Source organism: Caldovatus aquaticus (assembly GCF_019458025.1).
Lineage (GTDB): Bacteria > Pseudomonadota > Alphaproteobacteria > Acetobacterales > Acetobacteraceae > Caldovatus > Caldovatus aquaticus.
This window is the reverse complement of record NZ_JAHZUY010000014.1, coordinates 12,118-35,923: the sequence shown is the minus strand read 5'-3', so window position 1 is coordinate 35,923 and position 23,806 is coordinate 12,118. Positions and strand designations below refer to the sequence as shown.

The following is a 23,806-nucleotide window of genomic DNA, read 5'->3' as shown; positions in this document are numbered from 1 at the left end:
TCACTCTCCGGTCTCGGGCACGGCGTAGGCGCCGAGGAGCTGCGCCCGCGCGAAGGGCAGCGCGGCGAGCCGCGCCAGCGCCCCGGCATCGCCGGCGAGGTAGCCCTCCACCTCGGCGAGCGCCAGCGTCGCCGCCCCCTCCCGCTGCAGCATCAGGCTGAGCGGCGCGAACCCCGCGGCGGCGAGCGCGGCGGCGAGGCGCGCGCGGCTCTGCCCCGCCTCGGCCTCCAGCCGGATCAGCGTGCGGTCGCGCCCGGTCGGATCGGCGGGCAGCACGGAGACGACCAGCGCCTCCGGGTCGCCCGCGACGAAGCGCGGGCGGTAGAAGGGCAGGCGCGCGACCACCTGGGTGCGGGGCGAATCGAGCTTGGTCCACCAGGCGGCCTCGGGGGTGTCCTCCTCCTCCGGGGCCGGCAGCACGGCGACCGAGGCCTCGCCGGCGGCGACGGCGGCGAGCGCCTGCGCCGGCGTGGGCAGGGGGCGGATCGGGGTCGCGGCGCCGAAGTGCTCGCGCGCGAGCCGCGCATGGCCCGAGCCGGCCGAGGGGGCGAAGACGGCGACCGAGAACGGCCCCTGCAGGGCGGTGGAGGCGGCGAGGATCTCGCGCCAGAGCCGCACCAGGGCGGCGGCCGGCATCGGCCCGGCATGGCGCGCGAGCAGGCGGCGCAGGATCTGCGCCTCCCGCCCCGGGCGCAGCGCCGGGCCGTCGCCCTTGGCGCGGCTCTCCGCCAGCCGGCCGACCAGGGCGAAGCGGCGCATCAGCAGGTCGTGCAGGGCGTCGTCGAGCGCGTCGAGCTCGGCGCGGAGGGCGGCGAGATCGAGGGCGGACGGCGGCTCCCGCGAGGCGGAGGCCGGCGGGACCGCGGGCGCCGCCCGGGCGACGGCGGCGGGGGACTCGGGTGATCGGCTCTGTGACATCGCGCGCGCGGAATGGGCGGGCAGCAATAGACGCCGCCGCGCCGCCCGCCAAGCCGGGCCCGCCGGGCACCCGCCCGGCCGGGCGCGCGCCGCGCCGCCTTTCCTTGCCCCTCCGCGGGGCGCGCCCTATTGCTGCGGCCCGCCATGGACCAGGCCGTCGCCCCCTTTCCGGTGGTGGACCACCAGCGCGTCGTCTTCGCCGACGGCCTCGCGCTCGACTGCGGGGCGGTGGTGAAGCCGCTCGCCGTCGCCTACCGCACCTACGGCCGGCTGAACGCGGCGCGCAGCAACGCGGTGCTGGTCTGCCACGCCCTCACCGGCGACCAGTACGTGGCGGAGCGGCACCCGGTCACCGGCCGCCCCGGCTGGTGGGAGAACGTGGTCGGCCCCGGCCGGCCGATCGACACCGAGCGGTTCTTCGTCGTCTGCGCCAACGTGCTCGGCGGCTGCATGGGCTCGACCGGGCCGCGCGAGGAGATGACGGACTCCGAGGGGCGGGGGCTCGGCCGGCCCTGGGGGACCGACTTCCCGAGCGTCACCATCCGCGACATGGTGCGGGCGCAGAAGCGCCTGGTGGACCATCTCGGCATCGCGCGCCTGCTCTGCGTCGTCGGCGGCTCGATGGGCGGGATGCAGGTGCTGGAGTGGGCGGCGGAGTATCCGGAGGCGGTGTTCGCCGCGGCGCCGATCGCGACCGCCGCGCACCACTCGGCGCAGAACATCGCCTTCCACGAGGTGGGCCGCGCCGCGATCCACGCCGACCCCGACTGGAACGGCGGGCGCTACTGGGAGACCGGGCGCGTCCCCGCGCGCGGCCTCTCGGTGGCGCGGATGGTGGCGCACATCACCTACCTCTCGGAGCAGGCGCTGACGCGCAAGTTCGGCCGCCGCCTGCGCGGTGCCTCGGCGCTCACCTTCCTCGAGGACGTGTTCGAGGTGGAGAGCTACCTGCGCCACCAGGGCTCGACCTTCGTGCGCCGCTTCGACGCCAACAGCTACCTGACCATCACCCGGGCGATGGACTATTTCGACCTGGCGGCGGAGCACGGCGGCGACCTCGCCAACGCCTTCCGCGGCACGCGGACGCGCTTCTTCGTCGCGAGCTTCTCCTCCGACTGGCTGTTCCCGACCAGCGAGAGCCGGGCGCTGGTGCGGGCGCTGAACGCGGCGGCGGCGAACGTCAGCTTCGTCGAGATCCAGACCGACAAGGGCCACGACGCCTTCCTGCTCGACGAGCCGGACTTCCACCGGGCGCTGGGGGGGTTCCTGCGCGGGGCGGCGGAGCGGGTGGGGGTGTGAGGCCGCGCCCGCGGCCCGGCGGCGCCGCGGCGCCGGCGCGCGCGAGGGCAGGGCCGCTTCCGGCCGTCCGCGATCTGCCTTAAGGGAGGCGGCCCGTCGCCCGCAGGCGCCCGATGCCCGAAGCCCCGCCCCCCGACATCCGCTACGTCGCCAAGAACATGCGCCTCGACCTCCGCCTGATCGCGGAGATGATCCCCGCGGGCGCGCGCGTGCTCGACATCGGCTGCGGCGACGGCACCCTGATCGAGCACCTGACGCGCGAGAAGGGGGCCGACGCCCGCGGCATCGAGATCGACATGGCGCTCGCCACCCGCGCCGTCGCCGCGGGGCTCGCGGTGATCCACGGCGACGCCGACACCGACCTCGCCTTCTACCCCGACGGCGCCTTCGACTACGTCGTCCTCTCCCGCACCCTGCAGGCGGTGGAGCGGCCGCGCGAGGTGCTGCGGCAGATGCTGCGCATCGGCCGGCACGCCATCGTCAGCTTCCCCAATTTCGGCCACTGGCAGGTGCGCTGGCGCCTGCTCGTCGGCGGCCGGATGCCGGAGACCGAGACCTGGGACCGCCCCTGGTACGAGACGCCCAACATCCACCCCTGCACGATCCGCGACTTCTTCGCCCTCTGCCGGCTCGACGGCTATGTGGTCGAGCGCTGGCTGGCGGCGGACGAACGCGGGCTCAAGGCGCCGTGGACGCGGTCCGTCTGGCTCGCCAACCTGTTCGGCGAGCAGGCCCTGTTCCTGCTGCGCCAGGCCCGGCCGGGGGAAGCCCCGGGGCCGGGATGAGCCGCGGGGCGGACAGGGGCGCCGGCCTCACCGGCCGGGCCCCCGCCCGGCCCGGCGGCGCGAGGGTCAATGCAGGCGGCCACGCGCCCTCCGCCGCGGGGCGGCGGTCGCCGCCGTCCTCCCCCGCCCGCCGTTCCCCGGGGGCACCAGCGCGGCCGCCAGCGCCGCGTGGTCCGCGGCGGCGGTCGCGCCGATCCGGCGGCATTCGGCCTCGATGTAGGACAGCATCAGCAGCAGCGCCGAGCGGTCCACCTGCCTGGCCCGCCGCTTATCCAGGGCGATCGAGGCGCTCATGATTCAACTCCCGAGTGCATGGGTTCATGATCGCACAGCGATCACGGTTCCGTGAAGCAGGTATTTGTCCGTGGTTCTTCTACTTCTCGTTGAGGGTCTGGCGCCCCGCAAGCGGGAGGCTCTAGGCTCCGGCGCGGTCGAGGAGAGCCTCCCATGCACCGAACCCGTCCCCGCCCGCCGCTCCGCCGCCGCTCCGCCGCCGGCCTCGTCACCGCCGCCGCGCTGGCCGTCGCCGGCGCCTTCGCCGCGCCCTCGCCCGCCGCCGCGGGCCAGACCTTCGACGCGGTGAAGGCCCGCGGCCAGGTGATCTGCGGCGTCAACACCGGCGTCGCCGGCTTCTCCGCCCCCGACGCCCGCGGCACCTACCAGGGGCTGGACGCCGAATACTGCCGCGCCATCGCCGCGGCGATGTTCGGCGACGCGAGCAGGGTCCGCTTCGTCCCCACCACCCACCAGACCCGCTTCGTCGCGCTGCAGTCGGGCGAGGTGGACGTGCTCGCGCGCAACGTCACCCAGACCCTGACGCGCGACACCAATCTCGGCTTCAACTTCGCCGGGGTGAACTTCTACGACGGCCAGGGCTTCATGGTCCGCCGCGCCGCCGGCGTCACCAGCGCGCGCCAGCTCGACGGCGCGAGCGTCTGCGTCGTCGCCGGCTCGACCTCGGAGCTGAACCTCGCCGACTTCGCCCGGCGCGAGCGCATCCGCATCAACCCCGTGGTCAGCGGCACCTTCGAGGAGATGCTGCCGGCCTACAACGCCGGGCGCTGCGACGCGGTCACCACCGACGCCTCGCAGCTCGCCGCGCTGCGCGTCTCGGCGGTGAGCGGCCGCCCGGAGGACCACGTCATCCTGCCCGAGCGCATCAGCAAGGAGCCGCTCGGCCCGATGGTGCGCCACGGCGACGAGCAGTGGCGCGACCTCGTGCAGTGGGTGCACTTCGCCATGGTCGAGGCCGAGGAGCTCGGCATCACCCGCGCCAATGTCGAGGAGCTGCGCCGCACCAGCCAGGACCCGAACATCCAGCGCTTCCTCGGCGTCGTCCCGGGCTTCGGCCGCGCCCTCGGCGTCGGCGAGGACTGGGCCTACCAGATCATCCGCCAGGTCGGGAACTACGGCGAGGTGTTCGAGCGCACCCTCGGCAAGCAATCGCCGATCGGGCTGGAGCGCGGGCTGAACGACCTCTGGACCCGCGGCGGGCTGCAATACGCGCTGCCGCTGCGCTGAGTCCCGCCGTGCCGGCCCTTGCGCGGCGCGGCGCGCTGGCCGCCGCCCTCGCCGCCGTCCCCGCCGCCCGCGCGCAGGGGCCGCCCTGGCCGCAGGGCGGCCCGATCCGCCTGATCGTCCCCTTCGGCGCCGGCGGCAGCACCGACCTCATCGCCCGCCTGGTTGCGGAGGAGATGGGCCGCCGCCTCGGCCAGGCGATCGTCGTCGAGAACCGCCCCGGCGCCGGCGCCACCCTCGGCACCGGCCTCGTCGCCCGCGCCGCGCCGGACGGCTACACGCTGCTCGTCTCGACCGTCAGCGGCCTCGCGGTCGCGCCGGCGCTCTACGGCGAGCAGCGGCTCGGCTGGCACGCGCTGAGGAGCTTCGCCCACATCGGCCTGATGCTGGGCACGCCCTACCTGCTGCTGGTCAACCCGCGCGAGCCGGACGCGACGCTGGCCGACTTCATCGCCCGTGCCCGCATCCCGCCGGGCCTCGCCTACGCGCACGGCGGGGTGGGCTCGCTGCCGCACCTGGTCGGGCTCCGCCTCGCCCGGGCGGCGGGGATCGCGCTGCAGCCCGTGCCCTACCGCAGCGGCGCGCAGGCGGCGACGGACGCGATCGCCGGCGTCGTCCCGGCGGTGATCGACAGCCTGACCTCGGCCGCGGCCAACATCCGCGCCGGGGCGCTGCGCCCGCTCGCCGTCACCGCCGGCGCGCGCGTCGCCGACTTCCCCGGGATCCCGACCTTCGCCGAGCTCGGCCTCCCCGAGGTGGTCGCCGACGGCTGGGCCGGGCTCGCCGCCCCGGCCGGCACGCCGCGCCCGGTCCTCGAGCGCCTCGCCGCGGCGCTGCGCGAGGCGATGGCGGCGCCCGCCGTGGCGCGGCGCTACGCCGAGACCGCCGCCCGGCCGGGCCGGCTCTTCCTCGCCGAGGCGGAGGCCTTCATCGGCGCCGAGATCGCGGCCTGGGGCCCGCTGGTGCGCGCCTCCGGCGCGACGGCCGAGTGACGCGGCGCCCGGGCGGGGGACGGGCGCCAGGCGCCGGCCGGGCCGCCCTCAGCCCGCCTTGCCCGCCGCCGCGCGCGCGATCTCGAGCGCCCGCCGGTACACGGCCTTGCGCGCCGCGCCGGTCGCCGCGGCGACCGCCGCCGCCGCGTCGCGCACGCTTATCCCTGCCGCCAGCGCCTCGCGCAGCCGTGCGTCGAGCTCCGCCTCCCCCGCCGGCGCCTCCGGCGCGGGCGGGCCGACCACCACCACCACCTCGCCGCGCGCCTCGTGGCGCGCGTACCAGGCGGCGAGCTCGGCGAGGCTCCCCCGCCGCACCTCCTCGAAGCGCTTGGTCAGCTCCCGCGCCACCGCCGCCGGGCGGTCGCCGCCCAGCGCCTCCGCCATCGCCGCCAGCGCCTCGGCTAGGCGGTGCGGCGCCTCGTAGAACACCAGCGTCGCGCGCAGCCCCGCCCGCTCCGCCGCGCGCAGCCCGCCGAGCTCGGCCGCCCGCGCCGCCGCCCGCGCCGGCAGGAAGCCGACGAACAGGAAGGGGTGCGGCGGCAGACCGGAGAGCGTCACCGCCATCACCGCGGCGTTCGGCCCCGGCACCGCGGTCACCGGCAGCCCGGCCGCGATCGCCGCGCGCACCAGCCGATACCCCGGGTCGCTCATCAGCGGCGTGCCGGCGTCGGAGGCGAGCGCCAGCTTCTCCCCGGCCGCCAGGCGCCCGATCACCCTCGGCACTTGCGCCGCCTCGTTGTGTTCGTGCAAGGGGACGAGGGGCACGGACACGCCATGCCTTGCCAGCAGGGCGCCCGTGACCCTGGTATCCTCGCACAGCACCGCGTCGGCGCTCCGCAACGCCTCCAGCGCCCGGGGCGAGAGGTCGCCGAGATTGCCGATCGGTGTCGCCACCAGCGTCAGCAGCCCCGGAGGAGGCCCGTTTGTCCCCGATCGCCGCGTTGCCTCGCCGCCCGCTTCGTCTTCTCCGCCCGCTGCTGCCGCGGCCACGTCCGGCCCTCCCCGCGCTGCCGTGCCGCGCCGGAGGGCCGGCGCGGCGTGTCCTGCTGGCCTCGCTTCTCGCCCTCGCCGCCTGCGCACCGCAAGCCCCGCCGCGCCCCTTCGGCGGCTTCCCGCCCTTCGGCGCGCCGGGCCCGGCGGAGGTGCCGCGCAGCCGCGTCGCGCTGCTGCTGCCGCTCTCGGGCGGCAACGCCCAGCTCGGGCGGGCGATGCTCAACGCCGCGCAGCTCGCCTTGTTCGAGCAGGCCGACCGGAGCGTCGAGTTCGTCCCCTACGACACCGGCGGCAGCCCGGCCGGCGCCGCCGGAGCGGCCCGCGCGGCGGTGGCGGGCGGGGCGCGCGTCCTCGTCGGGCCGCTGACCGCGAGCGAGACCTCCGCCGCGGCCGGCACCGCGCGCGCCGCCGGCGTGCCGATGCTGGCGCTGACCAACGACGCGGCGCAGGCGGGGCCCGGCGTCTGGACGCTCGGCATCACCCCGCAGCAGCAGGTCCGCCGGGTGATGGAGGCGGCCGCCGGCGGCGGCGCGCGGCGGATCGGCGTGCTCGCGCCGGAGAACGAGTTCGGCCGCCGCCTCGCCCAGTCCGCGCGCGCCGCGGCCGCGGAGCTCGCCCTGCCGCCGCCGGTGGCGGTGATGCACGCGCCGCGCGGCGACCTGGCCGTCGCGGCGCGCCAGCTCCACGACGCCGCCGGCGGCGCGCTGGATGCGGTGCTGGTCGGCGACAGCGGCGAGCGCGCCCGCCAGGCCGCCGCGGCGATCGCCGGCGCCGGCTTCGCCGCGCCGCCGCGCCTGCTCGGCCACGCGCTGTGGCTCGGGGACGAGACGCTGGCGCGGGATCCGGCGCTCGCGGGGGCGATGTTCGCCGCGCCGGACCCGGCGGCGCGGGCGGGCTTCGTCGCGCGCTACCAGGCGGCCTTCGACGAGGCCCCCTCGCGCCTCGCCTCGGTCGCCTACGACGCCGCCGGCATCGCCGCGCGGGCGGTCGCCGGCGGCCGCGGCGGGGGGGCGCCGATGCTCGGCTCCGGCGAGCTGTTCCTCGGCGCCGACGGGCCGATCCGGCTGCTGCCCGGCGGGCAGACGGCGCGCGGCCTCGCCGTCTTCACCTTCGACGGCTCGGGCGCGCCGCGGCTGGTGGAGCCGGCCGCCCCGCCGGGCCCGGCCGGGATCTGAGCCGGCGCGGCGCGCGCGGAGCGGAGGCGGCGGCGCCCGGCATGACCCCGGCTCGTCCCCCGCCGCGCCGCGCGCCGTCCGTCCCGCCCGTCCCGGCCGGGCGCTGGCTGCGCACCGCCCTGCTGCTCGGCGGGGCGCCCGCGGCGGCCCTGCTCGTGCTGCTCGCCGGCGGCTGGCTGGCGCCGGGACCGGGCCTCGCGGCGCTGGCGGCGACGCTGCTTGCCGCCGCCGCGCTCGCCCGGCTCCTGCTCCGCGACCTGGCGCGCCTTGCCGCGGCGCTGCGCGAGGCCGCCGCGGAGGAGGCGGAGGACGGCGCCCCGGCCCCGCCCCGCCCCGCCGGCGCGGCGGCGCCGCTGCTGCCGGCGGTGCGCGAACTGGCCGAGGGCCTCGCGCGCCTCGCCCGGCAGATGCAGGAGCGCCGCGCCGAGCTCGCCGCGCTGCGCCGCGCCGACGTCGCGATCGTCGAGGCCCTGCCCGATCCGCTGCTGGTGCTCGGCGGCGCGGGCCCCCTCGCGCCGCTGCGCGCCAATGCCGCGGCGCGCGCCCTGTTCGGCGCCTCCCCGCAGGGCGCCTCCGGCGACGTCGCGGCGCTGCTGCGGCATCCCGTGCTGGCCGAGGCGGTGCACCGCGCGGCCGCGACGGGACAGGCGCAGGCCGCCGACCTCACCCTCCCCGTGCCGGTGGCGCGCGAGCTGGCGGCGACGGCGATCCCGCTCGATCCGCCGCTCGCCGACGGCGGGCGCCTCCTCGTCGTGCTCTCCGACCGCACGCGCGAGCGCGCGGTCGAGCGCATGCGCGCCGACTTCGTCGCCAACGCCTCGCACGAGCTGCGCACGCCGCTCGCCTCGCTGATCGGCTTCATCGAGACGCTGCGCGGCCCCGCCGAGGACGATGCGGAGGCGCGCGCGCGCTTCCTCGCCATCATGGCGGAGCAGGCGGAGCGCATGCGCCGGCTGATCGACGACCTGCTCGGCCTGACCCGCATCGAGCTCACGGAGCATACGCCGCCCGCGGGCCGCGCGGACCTCGCCGCGCTGGCGCGCGCCGAGGCCGAGGCGATGGCGCCGCTCTTCGCCGCGCGGCGGGTGACGCTCGCCCTCGACCTGGCGCCGGAGGGGACGGCGGTGGCGGAGCCGGCGGATGCGGAGCAGCTCGCCCAGGTGGTGCGCAACCTGCTCGACAACGCCTTGCGGCACGGCTGCGCCGAGGGCGGCGCGGTGCGCCTCGCCGTGGCGCAGGCGGAGGCGCCCCGCGGCGCATCGCGGCCGGGCGGCGTGCTGCTGAGCGTGGCCGACGACGGCCCGGGCATCCCGCGCGAGCACATCCCGCGCCTGACCGAGCGCTTCTACCGCGTGGACCGCGGCCGCTCCCGCGCCGCCGGCGGCACGGGGCTCGGCCTCGCCATCGTCAAGCACATCGTCAGCCGCCACCGCGGCCAATTGCTGATCGAGAGCGAGGAAGGCCGGGGCGCGACCTTCCGGGTGTGGCTGCCGGCCGCCCCCGCGGCGCCCGGCGCGGCGGCGGGGTAGGCGCGCCCGCGCCGAGGCGCGCCGCCCGCGCGGCCGGGGCCGGCGATCAGCGCCCGAGCGCCGGATAGATCAGGCTCTGCAGCAGCATCACCGCCATGCCGCCGGCGTTGATCGCCCAGGCGACGGTGAGCCAGCGCGCCAGCATCCCCCACACCTCGCGCGGCACGCCGAGCGGCGCCGGGTGCTCGATGTTGCCGGAGCAGCGCCAGATCGAAACCAGGATCCAGAGCGTGTAGAGCGCGCCGACCGCGATCCCGCCGAGCGCCCAGGGCAGCCCGGCAAGGTCGAGCAGCGGCGGCCCGGCCACCAGGATCGCGAGCAGGATGCTGCCGGCCACGCCCCAGCCCCAGTAGAGCGGGGCAAGACGCCCCCGGCCCTGCCAGTAGCGCAGGATCGGGTTGTGGATCGGGGTCGCGACGGCGTTCATCGTGGCTGTCCTCCCGCGGAATTCCCCCGGCCCGGGGAATCTTGCCCCTCCCCGGCCGTTCCGCCAGCCGTGTCCGCGGGCGCCGCGCCCGCGCTCCCCGTCTCGTGAGCGGAAGGCGGCGCGGCCGCACCGGCGCCGCTTGCCGCCGCGCCCGCGCTGCGCTTCTGTCCCCCGACCGCGCTGAGGGCCGCCCGCATGAACGAGATCGCCGCCGTCCCGCGTCCGAACGACCTCGCCGCGTTCTGGATGCCGTTCACGGACAACCGCTACTTCAAGACGCACCCGCGCCTGCTCGCGCGCGCCGAGGGCATGTCCTACTACACCCCGGACGGGCGGGAGATCCTCGACGGCACCGCCGGGCTCTGGTGCTGCAACGCCGGCCACGGCCGGCGCGAGATCACCGAGGCGATCCAGCGCCAGGCGGCGGTGCTGGACTTCGCGCCGACCTTCCAGCTCGGCCACCCGCTGGCCTTCGAGGCCGCCGCGCGCGTCGCCGAGATCACGCCGGCGGGGCTGGATCGCGTCTTCTTCACCAACTCGGGCAGCGAGAGCGCGGATACCGCGCTCAAGATCGCCCTCGCCTACCACAAGGCGCGCGGCGAGGGCTCCCGCGTGCGCCTGATCGGGCGCGAGCGCGGCTACCACGGCGTCGGCTTCGGCGGCATGTCGGTCGGCGGCATCGGGCCGAACCGCAAGCAGTTCGGCGCCCTGCTGCCCCATGTGGACCACCTGCCGCACACCCACCTGCCGCAGCGCAACGCCTTCTCGCGCGGCCAGCCGGAGCACGGGGCGGAGCTCGCCGACGCGCTGGAGGCGCTGGTCGCCCTGCACGGGGCGGAGACGATCGCGGCGGTGATGGTGGAGCCGGTGGCGGGCTCCACGGGGGTGCTGGTGCCGCCGCGCGGCTACCTCGAGCGCCTGCGCGCCCTCTGCGACAAGCACGGCATCCTGCTGATCTTCGACGAGGTGATCACCGGCTTCGGCCGCCTCGGCGCCCCCTTCGGCGCCGAGCGGCTGGGCGTGACGCCCGACATCCTCACCATGGCCAAGGGCCTGACCAACGCCGCGGTGCCGATGGGCGCGGTCGCGGTGAAGGGCGAGATCTACGACGCGGTGGTGAACGGCGCCCCGGGCGGGATCGAGCTGTTCCACGGCTACACCTACTCCGGCCACCCGCTCGCCGCGGCGGCGGCGATCGCGACGCTCGCGCTGCACCGGCGCGAGGACCTGCCGGGGCGGGCGCGCGCCATGGAGCCCTACTGGCAGGAGGCGGTGCACAGCCTGAAGGGCCTGCCGAACGTGGTGGACATCCGCGACTTCGGCCTGATCGGCGGCATCGAGCTGGCGCCGCGCCCCGGCCAGCCCGGCGCGCGCGGGCAGGAGGTGTTCCGCCGCTGCTTCGACGCCGGCGTGCTGGTGCGCGTCACCGGCGACATCGTCGCCCTCTCCCCGCCGCTGATCGTCGAGCGCCCCCAGGTGGACCGGCTGATCGGCACGCTCGGCGAGGCGATCCGCGCCGCGGCCGCCTGAGCGGCGCCGCCCGCCCCCCCCGCGCCGGAGACCGCCATGGCGCCCCGCCCGCTGCCCCGGGTCCCCTCCGCCGCGGTGCTGCTGCACGCCGGCCCCCGCGACGGGCCGGAGGGGCCGCTCGCCGTGCTGGTGCTGACGGACCGGCCCGACCTGCGCGGGCGGCTCTCCGCCCGGCGGCGCGCCGCCGGACCCCGCGCCGCCGCCGCGGCCGCGCCGGCGGCGGCGCTCGACCGGCTGCACCTCGTCCCCTACGACGCGCTCGTCGCCGCCTTCCGCCCGCCCGCGGCGCCGGTGCTCGCCCTGGCGCGGGCCCTGCGCGCCCTGCCGCCGCCGCTCGGGCGGATCGCCCTGCTCGCCCTCGCCCCGACGACGAGCGAGCGCCAGCGCCGCGACCTCGCCGCCGCCGGCTTCGACCACGCCCTCCCCGAGCTGGTGCCGGAGCCGGCGGCGCTGGCCGAGGCGCTGCGCCGCGCGGCGCGGGCGCGCTGGGGCCCCGGGCCGCTGAACGCCGATCTGCGCGACGCCCTCGCCGCCCGGCTCGATCCGCCGGCGCTGGCGGCGGCCGACGAGGCGGCGATGCGCCTCGCCGGCGAGCGGGCGCTGGCGCTGCGCGCCGGCCCCGTGGGCCCGGGCGCGGTGCGGGAGGCGGCGGAGGCGATCGCCGCCGCCCTGGCCCCGCTCGGCGCCCTCGCCGCCCCGGCGGCGGCGCGCGCCCTCGCCGCGGCGCCGGAGCGGCGCAACGCGCTGCTGCCGCCGCTCCTCGCCAGCCTGGTCGCGCTGCGCGCCGCGCTCCGCCGCGACCGGGAGGCGCGGCACGGCGCCGGCGCAGCCCCCATATCCGGACCGAAGCCATCACCCTCCGATCCGAAGGACCACCCCTCGTGAGCGATCCGACCAACGCCCCCGGCCCGCGGGCGCAGATCCCCGTCACCGTGCTGACCGGCTATCTCGGCGCCGGCAAGACCACGCTGCTCAACCGCATCCTCACCGAGAACCACGGCCGGAGGTTCGCCGTGGTGATCAACGAGTTCGGCGAGCTCGGCGTGGACAACGACCTCGTCGTGGACGCCGACGAGGAGGTGTTCGAGATGAACAACGGCTGCATCTGCTGCACGGTGCGCGGCGACCTGATCCGCATCATCGGCGGCCTGATGAAGCGCCGCGACCGCTTCGACGGCATCATCGTCGAGACCACCGGCCTCGCCGACCCCGCCCCGGTGGCCCAGACCTTCTTCGCCGACGAGGACGTGCGGCGCGCCACGAAGCTCGACGCCATCGTCACCGTGGTGGACGCGAGGCATCTGCCCGCGCGGCTCGCCGACAGCCCCGAGGCCGAGGAGCAGATCGCCTTCGCCGACATCGTCGTGCTCAACAAGATGGACCTCGTCACGCCCGAGGAGGCGGCCGAGGTCGAGCGCCGCATCCGCGCCATCAACCCCTGGGCCGAGATCCGCCGCGCGGTGCGGGCCGCGGTGCCGATCGAGAGCGTGATCGGCCGCGACGCCTTCAGCCTCGAGCGCATCCTCGAGCGCGAGCCGGAGTTCCTCGCCGAGGGGAACGAGCACGAGCACGATTCGGACGTCGTCTCGGTCAGCCTCGAGGTCGAGCGGCCGCTCGACCCCGAGCGGTTCAACGCCTGGATCACCCAGCTCCTCGCCACCAAGGGCCAGGACCTGCTGCGCACCAAGGGCATCCTGCACTACGCCGGCGAGGACCGGCGCTTCGCCTTCCAGGCGGTGCACATGCTGGCCGACGGCGACTTCATCGGTCCCTGGCGCGAGGGCGAGCCGCGCCGCAGCCGCATCGTCTTCATCGGCCGCGACCTCAACCGCCCGGCGCTGCGCCGCGGCTTCGAGGCCTGCCAGGCGGAGGCGCCGGCGGCGGCCGGGACGGACCGGACGTGAGCGGCGGAGCGGGCATCGAGGGCGCCGACTTCCTGCTCCAGGCCCGCGGCCGCTCGGCCGAGCTCGGGGCCTGGGTGGTCGGCGTCGCCTTCGGGCGCGAGGGGCGCGTCTGCGCCTTCGGCCTCGGCGACGGCACGGTGCGCCTCGCCGCGCCGGGCGCGCCGGCGGAGGAGTGGCGCAGCGTCGCCGCGCACCCCGCGGGCGCCTGCCTCGCCCTCTGCGCCGACGTGCGGGACGGCGCGCTTTCGGGCGGCGACGACGGCCGCCTGGTGCGCATCGCGCCGGACGGCACCGCTGAGGAGCTGGCGCGCTACGGCAGCAGGTGGGTCGAGCACGTCGCGGCGCACGAATCGGGGGTGCGCGCGGCGGCGGTCGGCAGGACGGTGCACCTGCTCGATGCCGCCGGCCGGGCGCTGAAGTCGCTCGCCCACCCCTCGAGCGTCGGCGGGGTCGCCTTCGACGCCAGGGGCAAGCGCGTGGCGGCGAGCCACTACAACGGCTGCTCGCTCTGGTTCGTCGCGGCGAAGGAGGACAAGCCGCGCCTCCTGGAGTGGAAGGGCAGCCACGGCGCGATCGCGATCTCGCCGGACGGCACGCACGTCGTGACCGCGATGCAGGAGAACGCGCTGCACGGCTGGCGCCTCGCCGACGGGCAGCACATGCGCATGTCCGGCTACCCGGCCAAGACCAAGTCGCTCTGCTTCACCGCCCGCGGGCGCTGGCTCGCCACCAGCGGGGCGGAGAGCGTCGTGCTGTGGCCGTTCTTCGGCGGCGGGCCGATGGGCAAGGCGCCGACCGAGCTCGCCGGCGGCGACGGCGTGCCGTGCACCGCGGTCGCCTGCCATCCGCAGCAGGAGGTGGTGGCGGCGGGCTTCGCCGACGGGCTGGTGGCGATCGCGGAGATCGCCTCGGGGCGCGTGCTGCCGGTGGCGGCGCCGGGACGCGGCCCGGTCTCGGCGCTGGCGTGGAACGCCGCGGGCACCGCGCTCGCCTTCGGCACCGAGACGGGGTTCGCGGGGCTGGTGGACCTCTCGAAGCGGTAGCCCGGCCGCGCGGGCCGGCACGACCCGCGCCCGGCGCGTGCCTCGCGGCGTCGCCGGCGATATGCTGCGGCGCATGGCCGCCGCACCCCCCTCGCCCGCCATCCCGGCGCTCGTCCTCCCGCACGCCGCGGGCGTCCGCATGCCGCGGCTTGGCCTCGGCACGTGGCCGATGGCGGGGGCGGAATGCCGGCGCGCCGTCGAATCCGCCCTCGGGCTCGGCTACCGCCACCTCGACACCGCCGCGATGTACGGCAACGAGGCCGACATCGGCGCCGCGATCGCCGGCTCCGGCGTGCCGCGCGAGGAGATCTTCGTCGTCACCAAGGTCTGGTACGACCGGCTCACGCCCGAGGGCATCCGCGCCTCCTGCGCGGCGTCGCTGCGCCGCCTGCGCCTCGCCCATGCCGACCTGTTCCTGGTCCACTGGCCGCGCCCGGACATGGACCTCGCCGCCGTGCTCGGCGCGCTGCGGCGGCTGAAGGAGGACGGCCTCGCCCGCGCCACCGGCCTCTGCAACGTCCCGCCCGGCCTGCTGCGCCGGGCGCTGGAGATCGCGCCGGAGGCGGTCTCCTGCGTCCAGGTCGAGTACCACCTCTACCTCTCCCAGGCACGCCTGCTGGAGATCACCCGCCCGCGCGGCATCCCGCTCACCGCCTACGCCCCCGTCGCCAAGGGCGCCGCCGAGCGCGACCCGGCCGTGCGGCGGATCGCGACGAAGCACGGCTGCACGCCGAGCCAGGTGGCGCTCGCCTGGCTGCTGCGCCAGGACCTCGTCGCCGCCATCCCGAAGGCGGCGAGCGAGGCGCACCAGCGCGCCAATCTCGCGGCGCTGGCGCTGCGGCTCGACGCCGAGGACCTCGCCGCGATCGCCGCCCTGCCGAAGGACCGGCGGCTGGTGGACCCGTCCTTCGCTCCGGACTGGGAGAGCTGAGGCCGCCGCCATGCCGCCGCCCGCCTCCTCCCGCGCCGGATCGCGCCGCGCCGCGCGCCTCGCGCTGGCGGCGGCCCTCGCCCTGCCCGCGCCCGGCGCGGCGCAGATGCGCTCGATCGAGGAGCAGCGCGCCGGCGCCTGGCTCTACCGCACCGGCCAGGTGCGCGAGCGCGCCGCCTGCATCCTGGAGAGCGAGCGCCCCGCCGGGACGGCAGGCGGGCATGTGCGGCTGGCGATGCTGAGCCAGCCCTTCGCGTTCCGCCTCTCGCTGCGCGATCTGCGCTGGCGCATCCCGCCCGGCACCACGGGGCTGGTGCGGCTGGAGATCGAGGGCGGCCCGGCGCCCTACGGCGCCGTCCTGCGCGCCGCGCAGGCCGCGCCCGACCGGATCGAGGTGGACCTCTCGGCCGCCCCCGACAGCGCGGCGCGCATCCTGGCGGCGCTGCGGCAGGGGCACCGGCTGACGGTGCGGCTGCCGGACGGGCAGGTCATCGCCGCGCCGCTCGACGGCACCGCCGCTCTGGTGGACCGCTTCCACGACTGCTTCCGGCGGCGGGTGCTGCCGCACCACGCCCGGCGCGCGGCACCGCCGGTCGCGGCGCCGGCGCCGCCCGAGGCGGCGATGCCGGGGCGGCCCGGCGGCCGCGGCGCCGGCGCGGCGGCCGCGGGCCCGCGCAACCCCCTTGCCGGTCCTGACGCGGCCACGGACCCCCGCAGCGTCTGGCGCTGAGGCCGCGGCGCCGCCCGCCGCCTGGGAGCGGCGCCGGCGCGCAGGGGACCGTGGAACCGCCGGCCGCGCCATGGCCTAATGGGGCAGCGGCGCGCGCCCCGCCCCTGCCCGGGGCGCGTTCGAGCCGTTGCCGCCCGGCCGTGCGCGCGGCAACGGCTCCGGCCTGTCGTTGGTCGAGCGGATTCACGCTCCCGGCTGTCTCCAGCCGTCCGCGATCCGCTCTGATGGAGGAGCTGCCCATGGCCGACAGGGACGACGAGGACGAGGTGGACCTCGGCATCAGCCTGGAGACGGTCGCGACCGTGGCCGACTACGCCCGCGCGCTGCAGGCCAAGGACCCCGCCGACCGCGAGCAGCTTGCCGGGGACGAGGACAGCGAGGCCGCGCTGCTCGAGGGGGAGGCGGAGGACGTCACCGAGGACGCGCTGCGCGCCTTCATCAACGACCTCAACGAGGACGAGCAGGCGGCGCTGATCGCCCTCGCCTGGGTGGGCCGCGGCGACTACGACGCCTCGGAGTGGGACGAGGCGCTGCGGCTGGCGCGCGAGCGCGGCGCAGGGCGCGACACGGCGCAGTACCTGCTGACCATGGATCTGCTGGGCGACCTCCTCGCCGAGGGCGTGGCGGCCTTCGGGCTCTCGCTCGAGGACCTGGAGCGGTAGCGCCGGGCGCGGACGGCGGGAGCCGGCCCTCCCGGCGGCGGGCGGGGGCCGGCGCCGCGCGCGGCCGGGCGGGAGCGGCGCCGGCGGCGGGTCCCGCCGTTGCGCCGGCGGGCCGGGCGTGTCCCGCAATTCACCTCCGGCGCGTTCCGGTTTAAGAAGCCGGCGTGTCGCTGCTACCCCGCCGGGCGCCGGCGGCGTTCGCGCCGGTCGCCCTTCTCCTCGCCCTCGGCAGTTGCGTGGCGCGCGACGCGTCGCTCGCCGACGAGGCGCGCACGCGGATGGTCGGGCTGCGCGCCGACGACCTCCGGCTCTGCGCCGGCCCGGCGGACAAGCGCGAGAGCTCGGAGGCCGGGGAGTTCTGGACCTACGACCGCTCGCCCCCCGGCGGCGGCGTCTCGGTGCCGGTGCCGATGGCCGGGGGCAGCGTCAACCTTTCCGGCGGCGGCATGTGCCGGGCGACCTTCCAGATCGTGGAGGGGCGGGTGACGCGCATCAGCATCAGCGGCACCAACGAGCTGGGCGTGGCGCGGGACGCCGCCTGCGCGCCGGTGGTGCAGGGCTGCCTGCGGATGATCCGCGAGGGGACGATCCGGACCGACTGAGCGGCGGGCGGGCCGCCGCGGCCCGGCCGGCCGGCGGGTGCCCCGCTACGCGAACGCCGGTCCGGCGCCGCGCGCGATCTCGCGGATCAGCTTGCGCTTCACCGCGATCCCGAAGCTCGTGAAGTCCTCGGCCACGATGACGAAGGCCCCCGGGCCGCCGATCACGCTCTCCCGGTAGTAGTCGTCGAGCGGGACCTGCGGCAGCCGGCCGAAGGTCGGGCGGTCGTTCATGATCGGCAGGCCGTTGATCGTGATGCCCTCGGCCACCGCCCGGTCGCGCGCCTCCTCCGCCGGCGGGCCGCTGTTGTTGACGCCGTCGCCCGAGACGTCGATCACCCGCCGCGTCGCCTCCCACGGGCTCTCCGCGAACAGCCGCCGGGAGTGCTCGATGCCGCCGGAGATCGAGGTCCAGGAGAGCGAGACCCGCGGCGCGCGGGCGAGCATCTCCGCCCATTGCTCGGCCTGCTCCTGGCCGGCGATGCGGAACCAGGGCAGCACGGTGCGCTGGTACTCGATGCCGCCCCATTCGACATAGGCGAGACCGATCGCGCCGAAGGTGCCGGCCTTGATCGCCTCCACCACCTGGGGGCTCGCGATCGCGGTGCGGTAGCCCTCGCGCTGCAGCCGCGCCTCGTCCTCGTCGATGGAGCGGCTGACGTCCACCGCCAGCACCAGGTTCACATCCACCGGAGCGGCCGCGCCTGTGTCGGCCTGCGCCGTCCGGAGCCCCTCGAAACGGGCGTCGGCAATGGCCGGAAGCGTCGCGGCCGCGCCGAAGCCGGCGGCCGAGACGAGCAAGGTGCGTCGGCGCATGGGCGCCTCTCCTCGCGCAGTCCGCACACCGAAGCGCAAACCGGGGTCGCGGTTCAACGTTCCCGTGCGCCTGTCCGGAAGGTGAAGGGCGCCCCCGCCCCGCCGCGCCGGGGCGAGCCGGGCACGGTCGGGGCCTTCGCCCGGGCGGTGCGCGCCAGGCCGGTCGCGCCCGGGGGCCGGGGCGGCGGCCTCCCCGTCCTCCGCTGCGGCATGCGCCCTTGCGCACCCGTGCGCCGGCCGCGCGCGTCCCGCGGTCGCCGTCGCCGGAACGGTCCGCAGAACCCGCGGCGCGCGGGCGCGTTGCCAGGGTTCGAGCAGAAGGGACCCGATCATGCCGAAGCCGCGCAACCAGGGCGGCGCCAGCCGCGGCCCGCCGGGCGGCCGGCGCGCCGCGCCGGAGGAACGGCCCGAGCTGACGCCGGACGACAACGTCGAGGCCGGCGTCCGCGACACCTTCCCGGCGAGCGATCCCCTCTCCGCCACCACCGTGCAGGGATCCCGCGCGGTGCCGCCGGAGCGCCTGCTGCGCGACGACGCCGCGGCGCCGACGGCCGGCACCGTCCTCCTGACGGCGCGCTTCGCCGGCCACGAGGCGGCCAAGCTCGCCATCGAGGCGCTGGTGCGGGAGGGGCCGCTGGACCGCCGCTGCGTCGCGCTGCACGAGGAGCGCGGCGGCGCGGCCACGGTGACGGTGCGCGCCCCGGCGGCGGAGGCCGATCGCCTGCATGCGCTGCTGCGGCAGCAGGGCGGCGCCTGCGACCCGCTGGCGCCGCGCGGCCCCTGACGCGCCGCCCGCCGGGTCAGGGCGCGCCCGGGCGCGGCCGTTTCCCGCCCGCGGCGGCGGCGCCCTCACGTCGCCGGCAGCCGCACCACGAAGCGCGCGCCGACCACCCTGCCCGCCGCGTCGCGCCGGTTCTCGGCCGAGATCCGCCCGCGCAGCCCCTCCACGATCTGGCGGCTGATCGAGAGGCCGAGCCCCGAGTGCTGGCCGAAGCGCTCGCCGCGCGGGCGCTCGGAATAGAAGCGCTCGAAGATGCTCTCGAGCTTCTGCTCCGGGATGCCCGGCCCCTCGTCGTCCACCGTGACCTCGACCATCGCCCCGGTGGGCCGCGCCCGCACCCACACCGTGCCGCCCGGCGGCGAGAAGCTCAGCGCGTTGCCGAGCAGGTTGCGGAACACCTGCACCAGCCGGCCCTCGACCCCGCGCACGACGAGGCGCGCCCCGGCGGGCATCTCCAGCGCCACCTTCGGGTCGGCCTCGCCCTTGCGCGTCGCGTTGTGCAGCTCGGCGAGGGTCGAGAGGATCGGCCCCACGTCCACCGGCTGCGCCACGGTGCGCGACAGCTCGGCGTCCACCCGCGAGGAATCGCTGATGTCGGCGATCAGCCGGTCCATCCGCACCGCGTCCTCGGCGATGATGGAGAGCAGGCGCTTCTGCTGCTCCGGGTTCTCGATCCGCCGCAGCGTCTCGATCGCGCTGCGGATCGAGGTGAGCGGGTTCCGGAGCTCGTGCGCGACGTCGGCGGCGAAGCGCTCGTTGGCGTCGATGCGCGCCCAGAGCGCGCGGGCGGAGTTCTGCAGGTCGCGCGCGAGGACGCCGATCTCGTCCTCGCGCCGCTGCAGCTCCTCCGGCACCGAGCCGCCGCGCCCCTCGCCCTCGCGCATGCGCGCCGCGGCGCGGGCGAGCTGGAGCATCGGCGTGGCGATGGTGCGCGCGAGGTAAAAGGAGAGCGCCACCGTCAGCACCAGCGCCGTGGCGAAGAGCAGCAGCACCGAGGCGCGGATCTCGAACAGCCGGCGGTCCACCTCGCGCGCCTCGCGCGTCAGCAGCACGATGCCGACCGACTGGTTGCCCCGCCGCGCCGGCTCGGCGACGCTCACCAGCAGGCGCCCCTCGGCGGTGCGGCGGATGTAGGGCGTGACGCCGCCCTCGAGCGCCATGCGCAGCTCCTCGCGCCGGTCGGGGCCGAGGTCGGGCTGCCAGTCGAAGGAGGGGGCGTCCGGGTTCACGTCCACCACCACGCCGTCGCGCCGGGCGCCATGGAACAGGGCGTTCGGCAGCACCGCGACCAGCCAGTCGTAGACCCGGGCGACGGTGGCGGAGAGCGGGCCGCGCGGCTCGGACGGCGGCAGGGGCTCGCTCACGATCGCCCCGCCCTCGCCCTCGCGCACGCGGCTGTCGGCGACGAGCAGGCCGGTGGTGTCGAACAGCTTGGCCTGGGTGTTGGGCGAGGGCTCGGTCAGGCGGCGGAGCAGCGGCCGGGCCAGCTCCGGCACCAGCACCGGGCGCTCCTCCTGCACCCGCGTCGCCGCCTCGGCGATGCCGCCGGCGTAGATCCGCGCCTGGGTGCGGAGCGCCTCCACCTCGGCGGCGAGCAGGCCGTTCTGGTACTGGTCGAGGTAGAGCAGCGAGGCGGCGAGCAGCGCCGGCGGCAGCGCGTTGAGCAGCAGGATGCGCCGGAGCAGCGGCGAGGAGCGCCGGCGCGGCGGCGCGAGCGGCCGCGGCTCGGCGGCCTCGCGCTCCGGCACGGGCGGCGCCGCCGCCGCGGCGGCGCCCTCGGGCATGGCGACGCGCTCCGTGCCTCAGCCCTCCTTGTAGCGGTAGCCGATGCCGTAGAGCGTCTCGATCTGCGAGAAGTCCGGGTCCACCTGGCGGAACTTCTTGCGCACGCGCTTGACGTGGCTGTCGATCGTGCGGTCGTCCACGTAGATGTTCTCGCCGTAGGCGGCGTCGATGAGCTGGTCGCGCGTCTTCACCATGCCGGGGCGGAGCGCCAGCGCCTTGACCAGCAGGAACTCGGTGACCGTGAGCTGGATCGGCTGCCCCTTCCAGGTGCAGGTGTGCTTGCTCTCGTCGAGCACGAGCTCGCCGCGGGTGATCACCCCGCCCGGCGGCGCGCCGCTGCCCTCGGCGCGGCTCACCTCGTTGCGGCGGAGCAGGGCGCGGATGCGCTCGAGCAGCAGGCGCTGGCTGAACGGCTTGGTGATGTAGTCGTCGGCGCCGAGGCGCAGCCCCATCAGCTCGTCCACCTCCTCGTCCTTGGAGGTGAGGAAGATGACCGGCACGGCGCTGCGCTGGCGCAGCCGCTGCAGGAGCTCCATCCCGTCCATGCGCGGCATCTTGATGTCCAGCACGGCGAGGTCCACGGGCCGCGCGAGCAGGCCCTGCAGCGCGCTCTCGCCGTCGGTGTAGGTGCGCACCTGGAAGCCTTCCTGCTCCAGGGTCATGGAGACGGAGGTGAGGATGTTGCGGTCGTCATCCACCAGGGCGATGGTGTGCGGCATCGTGATCTTCCGGTGCGGCGGGCGGGGGGCCCTCCTCGGAACCCCCCGGCCGGGGCTTGGCTTCGTCCGCTATATTGGTGCGCGATTGTGGCGCAACCGGGGACGGACGGCATATGGCATCCGACGAGGCCGGCTTCGAGGCGCGGCGGCTGATCCGCGGGGCGGCGGGCGCGGTGCTCGCCACCCAGGCCGGGGGCCAGCCCTTCGCCGCCCTGGTCACGCCGGCCGCCGCGCCCGGCCTGACCCTGCTGCTCTGGCTCTCGGCCCTGTCGGAACACACCCGCCAGCTCCGCGCCGAGCCGCGCTGCGCCCTGCTGTTCCAGGGGCCGGCGGCGGGCCCGAACCCGCAGACCGCGCCGCGCGTGACCGTGACCGGCCTCGCCGAGCCGGTGCCGCCGGCGGAGGCGCCGCCGCTCAAGGCCCGCTGGCTGGCGCGGCACCCCTACGCGGCCGCCTATGCCGACTTCGCCGACTTCGCGCTGTGGCGCGTCAGGCCCGTGGCGGCCCTGCTGGTCGCCGGCTTCGCCCGCGCGACGCGGCTGCGCGCCGCCGACCTGCTGCCCGACCCGGGGGCGGTCGCCGCCGTCGCCGAGGCCGAGCCGGGCATCCTCGAGCACGTCAACCGCGATCACGCCGACGCCCTGGCGACGATCGCCGAAGGGTTGCTGGGCCAGCCCCGGGCCGGCGCCTGGCGGCTGGTCGGCGTGGACGTGGACGGCTGCGACCTCGCCGCGGAGGGCGGCGGGGCGGAGCCGCGGCCGCTCGCCGTCGCGCGGCTCCACTTCCCGGCCCCGGTCGCCGACGCCGAGGGCGTGCGCGCCGCGCTGGTCGCCGCCGCCCGCGCGGCCCGCGCGCGGCTTGCCGCGCCGCAGCACGGCGCGGGAGACGGGACCGACGGCGGCTTGGCGCCATCGTGACCGCGCCCGCGGGGGGCTCGGTTGACCCGATTCCGGACGCCGCCGTAATTTCGCCCGCACTCCCGCCCAATAGGCCACGACCTTTCGCTGGCAGACCGGAGTCCCCTCGGCGCGGGCTCCGGGCGCCTGACCTTTCCCGGAGGAAGCGGATGACCGCCCCAGAGATCGCCCCCCTTGCCGGCACCGGCATCGCCGCCGGCCCCGAGGTGCACGCCAACCTGACGGCGCCGGGGCTGATCGGGCACGCGCTGCGCCGGGGCGAGGGGCGGCTCTCGGCCGAAGGCGCCTTCATCGCCGTCACCGGCGTGCACACCGGCCGCTCGGTGCAGGACAAGTTCGTGGTGGACGACCCGGCGGTGCGCGAGGCGGTCTGGTGGGGCCGCGTCAACCAGCCGATGGCGCCGGGGAAGTTCGCGGCGCTGACCGCGCGCGTCCGCCGCTTCCTCGCCGGCCAGCCCGAGCTCTTCGTGCAGGACCTCTACGCCGGCGCCGATCCCGCCCACCGCATCCGCGTGCGTCTGGTGACCACCCACGCCTGGCACGCGCTGTTCGCGCGCAACATGTTCCTCCGCCCGCGGCGCGAGGAGCTGGCCGGCTTCGCGCCGGACTACGTCATCCTGCACGCCCCCGAATTCCACGCCGACCCGGCGACGGACGGCTGCCGGAGCGAGACGGTGATCGCCCTCTCCTTCGCCGAGCGCCTGATCTGCATCGCCGGCACGAGCTACGCGGGCGAGATCAAGAAATCCGTCTTCACCCTGATGAACTGGCTGTTGCCGGAGCGCGGCGTGCTGCCGATGCACTGCAGCGCCAATGTCGGGGCCGCCGGCGACGTCGCGCTGTTCTTCGGCCTCTCCGGCACCGGCAAGACCACGCTGAGCAGCGACCCCGAGCGGCGCCTGATCGGCGACGACGAGCACGGCTGGTCCGACGCCGGTGTCTTCAACTTCGAGGGCGGCTGCTACGCCAAGGTGATCCGCCTCTCGCGCGAGGCGGAGCCGCAGATCTGGGACGCGACGCACCGCTTCGGCACCGTGCTCGAGAACGTCGTCGCCGACGAGGACGGCCGCCTCGACCTCGACGACGCCTCGCTGACCGAGAACACCCGCTCCTGCTACCCGCTGGACTTCATCCCGAACGCCGTGCCGGGCGGCATGGCCGGCAAGCCGCGCAACGTGGTGATGCTGACGGCGGACGCCTTCGGCGTGCTGCCGCCGATCGCGAAGCTCACCCCGGCGCAGGCGATGTACCACTTCCTTTCCGGCTACACCGCGCGCGTCGCCGGCACCGAGAAGGGGCTGGGCCGCGAGCCGCAGGCCACCTTCTCCGCCTGCTTCGGCGCGCCCTTCCTGCCGCGCCACCCCGAGGTCTACGGCCGGATGCTCGCCGAGCGCATCAAGCGCGACGGCGCCGACTGCTGGCTGGTCAACACCGGCTGGACGGGGGGGAGCTACGGCACCGGGCAGCGCATGAGCATCCGCCACACCCGCGCCCTGCTGCGCGCCGCGCTCGACGGGTCGCTGGCGCGGGCGGAGTTCGTGCGCGAGCCGTTCTTCGGCCTGATGATCCCGCGCGCCGTCCCCGGCGTGCCGTCCGAGGTGCTGGACCCGCGCGAGGCCTGGGCCGACAAGGCCGCCTACGACCGCACCGCGCGCGAGCTGGTCGCGCGCTTCGAGCAGAATTTCGAGGGCTTCGCCGGGGTGGTGGGCGAGGAGGTGCGCGCGGCCGCGATCCGCGCCGCGGCCTGACACGG

Annotated in this window: 24 protein-coding genes; 17 read left to right on the top strand and 7 right to left on the bottom strand. The window is 76.9% G+C overall.

The window, feature by feature from the left end; translation table 11 throughout:
• Positions 1 to 918 carry a chorismate mutase gene (locus K1J50_RS07770; RefSeq protein ID WP_220117142.1) on the bottom strand — a complete coding sequence of 306 codons (918 nt, stop codon included), beginning with the start codon at positions 916 to 918 and terminating at the stop codon, positions 1 to 3.
• Positions 919 to 1,062: 144 nt separating this feature from the next.
• Here K1J50_RS07770 and metX point away from each other — a divergent pair, with 144 nt between their 5' ends.
• Both metX and metW read left to right on the top strand, forming a co-directional pair.
• Positions 1,063 to 2,217 carry a homoserine O-acetyltransferase MetX gene (metX, locus tag K1J50_RS07765; protein ID WP_220117141.1) on the top strand — a complete coding sequence of 385 codons (1,155 nt, stop codon included), beginning with the start codon at positions 1,063 to 1,065 and terminating at the stop codon, positions 2,215 to 2,217.
• Between the two features lie 158 nt (positions 2,218 to 2,375).
• Positions 2,376 to 3,002: a methionine biosynthesis protein MetW gene (gene metW, locus K1J50_RS07760; RefSeq protein ID WP_220117183.1), complete on the top strand. Its 627-nt coding sequence runs from the start codon at positions 2,376 to 2,378 to the stop codon at positions 3,000 to 3,002.
• 66 nt (positions 3,003 to 3,068) lie between these two features.
• On the opposite strand, the gene K1J50_RS07755 is transcribed toward metW, so the two are convergent.
• Complete coding sequence (locus K1J50_RS07755; protein ID WP_220117140.1) at positions 3,069 to 3,296, bottom strand: hypothetical protein; 228 nt, start codon at positions 3,294 to 3,296, stop codon at positions 3,069 to 3,071.
• A 153-nt stretch (positions 3,297 to 3,449) separates the two neighbouring features.
• On the opposite strand from K1J50_RS07755, the gene K1J50_RS07750 reads away from it, so the two are divergent.
• A complete protein-coding gene (locus K1J50_RS07750) occupies positions 3,450 to 4,523 on the top strand; it encodes an amino acid ABC transporter substrate-binding protein (RefSeq protein WP_220117139.1) in 1,074 nt (357 codons plus the stop codon).
• Between the two features lie 8 nt (positions 4,524 to 4,531).
• Positions 4,532 to 5,512, top strand: coding sequence for a Bug family tripartite tricarboxylate transporter substrate binding protein (locus K1J50_RS07745; protein ID WP_220117138.1), 981 nt, complete (start codon positions 4,532 to 4,534; stop codon positions 5,510 to 5,512).
• 48 nt (positions 5,513 to 5,560) lie between these two features.
• On the opposite strand, the gene rsmI is transcribed toward K1J50_RS07745, so the two are convergent.
• Positions 5,561 to 6,406, bottom strand: coding sequence for a 16S rRNA (cytidine(1402)-2'-O)-methyltransferase (gene rsmI, locus K1J50_RS07740; protein ID WP_408869364.1), 846 nt, complete (start codon positions 6,404 to 6,406; stop codon positions 5,561 to 5,563).
• Positions 6,407 to 6,654: 248 nt separating this feature from the next.
• Here rsmI and K1J50_RS07735 point away from each other — a divergent pair, with 248 nt between their 5' ends.
• Positions 6,655 to 7,680, top strand: coding sequence for a penicillin-binding protein activator (locus tag K1J50_RS07735; protein WP_220117136.1), 1,026 nt, complete (start codon positions 6,655 to 6,657; stop codon positions 7,678 to 7,680).
• A gap of 41 nt (positions 7,681 to 7,721) precedes the next feature.
• Positions 7,722 to 9,209, top strand: a complete 1,488-nt coding sequence (locus K1J50_RS07730; RefSeq protein WP_220117135.1) for an ATP-binding protein — start codon at positions 7,722 to 7,724, stop codon at positions 9,207 to 9,209.
• A gap of 46 nt (positions 9,210 to 9,255) precedes the next feature.
• On the opposite strand, the gene K1J50_RS07725 is transcribed toward K1J50_RS07730, so the two are convergent.
• Entirely contained in the window at positions 9,256 to 9,636 is a 381-nt protein-coding gene (locus K1J50_RS07725) for a hypothetical protein (protein WP_220117134.1), read from the bottom strand.
• Positions 9,637 to 9,831: 195 nt separating this feature from the next.
• Between K1J50_RS07725 and K1J50_RS07720 the strand changes: the two genes are divergently transcribed.
• From K1J50_RS07720 to K1J50_RS07685, 8 genes are all read left to right on the top strand, one after another.
• On the top strand, positions 9,832 to 11,166 hold the full coding sequence (locus K1J50_RS07720) for an aspartate aminotransferase family protein (protein WP_220117133.1): 1,335 nt from the start codon (positions 9,832 to 9,834) through the stop codon (positions 11,164 to 11,166).
• A 36-nt stretch (positions 11,167 to 11,202) separates the two neighbouring features.
• The gene (locus tag K1J50_RS07715) at positions 11,203 to 12,051 is read left to right on the top strand and encodes a hypothetical protein (RefSeq protein WP_220117132.1); all 849 of its coding nucleotides are present in this window, start codon (positions 11,203 to 11,205) and stop codon (positions 12,049 to 12,051) included.
• On the top strand, positions 12,048 to 13,070 hold the full coding sequence (locus K1J50_RS07710) for a CobW family GTP-binding protein (RefSeq protein ID WP_220117131.1): 1,023 nt from the start codon (positions 12,048 to 12,050) through the stop codon (positions 13,068 to 13,070). The genes K1J50_RS07715 and K1J50_RS07710 overlap by 4 nt, the downstream gene beginning before the upstream one ends.
• Positions 13,067 to 14,113 (top strand): WD40 repeat domain-containing protein, encoded by a 1,047-nt coding sequence (locus tag K1J50_RS07705; RefSeq protein ID WP_369413547.1) that lies wholly within the window; start codon positions 13,067 to 13,069, stop codon positions 14,111 to 14,113. The genes K1J50_RS07710 and K1J50_RS07705 overlap by 4 nt, the downstream gene beginning before the upstream one ends.
• 73 nt (positions 14,114 to 14,186) lie before the next feature.
• Entirely contained in the window at positions 14,187 to 15,044 is an 858-nt protein-coding gene (locus K1J50_RS07700; protein ID WP_220117130.1) for an aldo/keto reductase, read from the top strand.
• Between the two features lie 10 nt (positions 15,045 to 15,054).
• Positions 15,055 to 15,774: a hypothetical protein gene (locus K1J50_RS07695; protein WP_220117129.1), complete on the top strand. Its 720-nt coding sequence runs from the start codon at positions 15,055 to 15,057 to the stop codon at positions 15,772 to 15,774.
• 239 nt (positions 15,775 to 16,013) lie between these two features.
• Entirely contained in the window at positions 16,014 to 16,436 is a 423-nt protein-coding gene (locus K1J50_RS07690; protein WP_220117128.1) for a DUF3775 domain-containing protein, read from the top strand.
• Positions 16,437 to 16,600: 164 nt separating this feature from the next.
• Positions 16,601 to 17,038 carry a hypothetical protein gene (locus K1J50_RS07685; RefSeq protein ID WP_220117127.1) on the top strand — a complete coding sequence of 146 codons (438 nt, stop codon included), beginning with the start codon at positions 16,601 to 16,603 and terminating at the stop codon, positions 17,036 to 17,038.
• A 45-nt stretch (positions 17,039 to 17,083) separates the two neighbouring features.
• On the opposite strand, the gene K1J50_RS07680 is transcribed toward K1J50_RS07685, so the two are convergent.
• On the bottom strand, positions 17,084 to 17,851 hold the full coding sequence (locus K1J50_RS07680; RefSeq protein WP_220117126.1) for a DUF1194 domain-containing protein: 768 nt from the start codon (positions 17,849 to 17,851) through the stop codon (positions 17,084 to 17,086).
• A 331-nt stretch (positions 17,852 to 18,182) separates the two neighbouring features.
• On the opposite strand from K1J50_RS07680, the gene K1J50_RS07675 reads away from it, so the two are divergent.
• Positions 18,183 to 18,635, top strand: a complete 453-nt coding sequence (locus K1J50_RS07675; protein ID WP_220117125.1) for a hypothetical protein — start codon at positions 18,183 to 18,185, stop codon at positions 18,633 to 18,635.
• A gap of 65 nt (positions 18,636 to 18,700) precedes the next feature.
• Here the strand turns inward: K1J50_RS07675 and K1J50_RS07670 are convergent, their stop codons facing one another.
• Positions 18,701 to 20,416, bottom strand: a complete 1,716-nt coding sequence (locus tag K1J50_RS07670) for a stimulus-sensing domain-containing protein (protein WP_220117124.1) — start codon at positions 20,414 to 20,416, stop codon at positions 18,701 to 18,703.
• An 18-nt stretch (positions 20,417 to 20,434) separates the two neighbouring features.
• Positions 20,435 to 21,136, bottom strand: a complete 702-nt coding sequence (locus K1J50_RS07665; protein ID WP_220117123.1) for a response regulator transcription factor — start codon at positions 21,134 to 21,136, stop codon at positions 20,435 to 20,437.
• Positions 21,137 to 21,249: 113 nt separating this feature from the next.
• Here K1J50_RS07665 and K1J50_RS07660 point away from each other — a divergent pair, with 113 nt between their 5' ends.
• Positions 21,250 to 22,053 carry a DUF2470 domain-containing protein gene (locus tag K1J50_RS07660; RefSeq protein ID WP_220117122.1) on the top strand — a complete coding sequence of 268 codons (804 nt, stop codon included), beginning with the start codon at positions 21,250 to 21,252 and terminating at the stop codon, positions 22,051 to 22,053.
• 149 nt (positions 22,054 to 22,202) lie between these two features.
• Positions 22,203 to 23,801 carry a phosphoenolpyruvate carboxykinase gene (locus K1J50_RS07655; RefSeq protein ID WP_220117121.1) on the top strand — a complete coding sequence of 533 codons (1,599 nt, stop codon included), beginning with the start codon at positions 22,203 to 22,205 and terminating at the stop codon, positions 23,799 to 23,801.
• Positions 23,802 to 23,806: the final 5 nt, after the last annotated feature.

Excerpts from the sequence above, each read along its gene's own strand:
- K1J50_RS07750 (WP_220117139.1), top strand. The coding sequence starts at position 3,450 with ATGCACCGAACCCGTCCCCGCCCGCCGCTCCGCCGCCGCTCCGCCGCC.
- K1J50_RS07700 (WP_220117130.1), top strand. The coding sequence starts at position 14,187 with ATGGCCGCCGCACCCCCCTCGCCCGCCATCCCGGCGCTCGTCCTCCCG.
- K1J50_RS07655 (WP_220117121.1), top strand. The coding sequence starts at position 22,203 with ATGACCGCCCCAGAGATCGCCCCCCTTGCCGGCACCGGCATCGCCGCC.
- K1J50_RS07675 (WP_220117125.1), top strand. The coding sequence starts at position 18,183 with ATGCCGAAGCCGCGCAACCAGGGCGGCGCCAGCCGCGGCCCGCCGGGC.
- K1J50_RS07695 (WP_220117129.1), top strand. The coding sequence starts at position 15,055 with ATGCCGCCGCCCGCCTCCTCCCGCGCCGGATCGCGCCGCGCCGCGCGC.
- K1J50_RS07730 (WP_220117135.1), top strand. The coding sequence starts at position 7,722 with ATGACCCCGGCTCGTCCCCCGCCGCGCCGCGCGCCGTCCGTCCCGCCC.
- K1J50_RS07665 (WP_220117123.1), bottom strand. The coding sequence starts at position 21,136 with ATGCCGCACACCATCGCCCTGGTGGATGACGACCGCAACATCCTCACC.
- K1J50_RS07755 (WP_220117140.1), bottom strand. The coding sequence starts at position 3,296 with ATGAGCGCCTCGATCGCCCTGGATAAGCGGCGGGCCAGGCAGGTGGAC.
- metX (WP_220117141.1), top strand. The coding sequence starts at position 1,063 with ATGGACCAGGCCGTCGCCCCCTTTCCGGTGGTGGACCACCAGCGCGTC.
- K1J50_RS07715 (WP_220117132.1), top strand. The coding sequence starts at position 11,203 with ATGGCGCCCCGCCCGCTGCCCCGGGTCCCCTCCGCCGCGGTGCTGCTG.
- metW (WP_220117183.1), top strand. The coding sequence starts at position 2,376 with ATGCGCCTCGACCTCCGCCTGATCGCGGAGATGATCCCCGCGGGCGCG.
- K1J50_RS07720 (WP_220117133.1), top strand. The coding sequence starts at position 9,832 with ATGAACGAGATCGCCGCCGTCCCGCGTCCGAACGACCTCGCCGCGTTC.
- K1J50_RS07670 (WP_220117124.1), bottom strand. The coding sequence starts at position 20,416 with ATGCCCGAGGGCGCCGCCGCGGCGGCGGCGCCGCCCGTGCCGGAGCGC.
- K1J50_RS07690 (WP_220117128.1), top strand. The coding sequence starts at position 16,014 with ATGGCCGACAGGGACGACGAGGACGAGGTGGACCTCGGCATCAGCCTG.
- K1J50_RS07660 (WP_220117122.1), top strand. The coding sequence starts at position 21,250 with ATGGCATCCGACGAGGCCGGCTTCGAGGCGCGGCGGCTGATCCGCGGG.
- K1J50_RS07725 (WP_220117134.1), bottom strand. The coding sequence starts at position 9,636 with ATGAACGCCGTCGCGACCCCGATCCACAACCCGATCCTGCGCTACTGG.
- K1J50_RS07680 (WP_220117126.1), bottom strand. The coding sequence starts at position 17,851 with ATGCGCCGACGCACCTTGCTCGTCTCGGCCGCCGGCTTCGGCGCGGCC.
- K1J50_RS07770 (WP_220117142.1), bottom strand. The coding sequence starts at position 918 with ATGTCACAGAGCCGATCACCCGAGTCCCCCGCCGCCGTCGCCCGGGCG.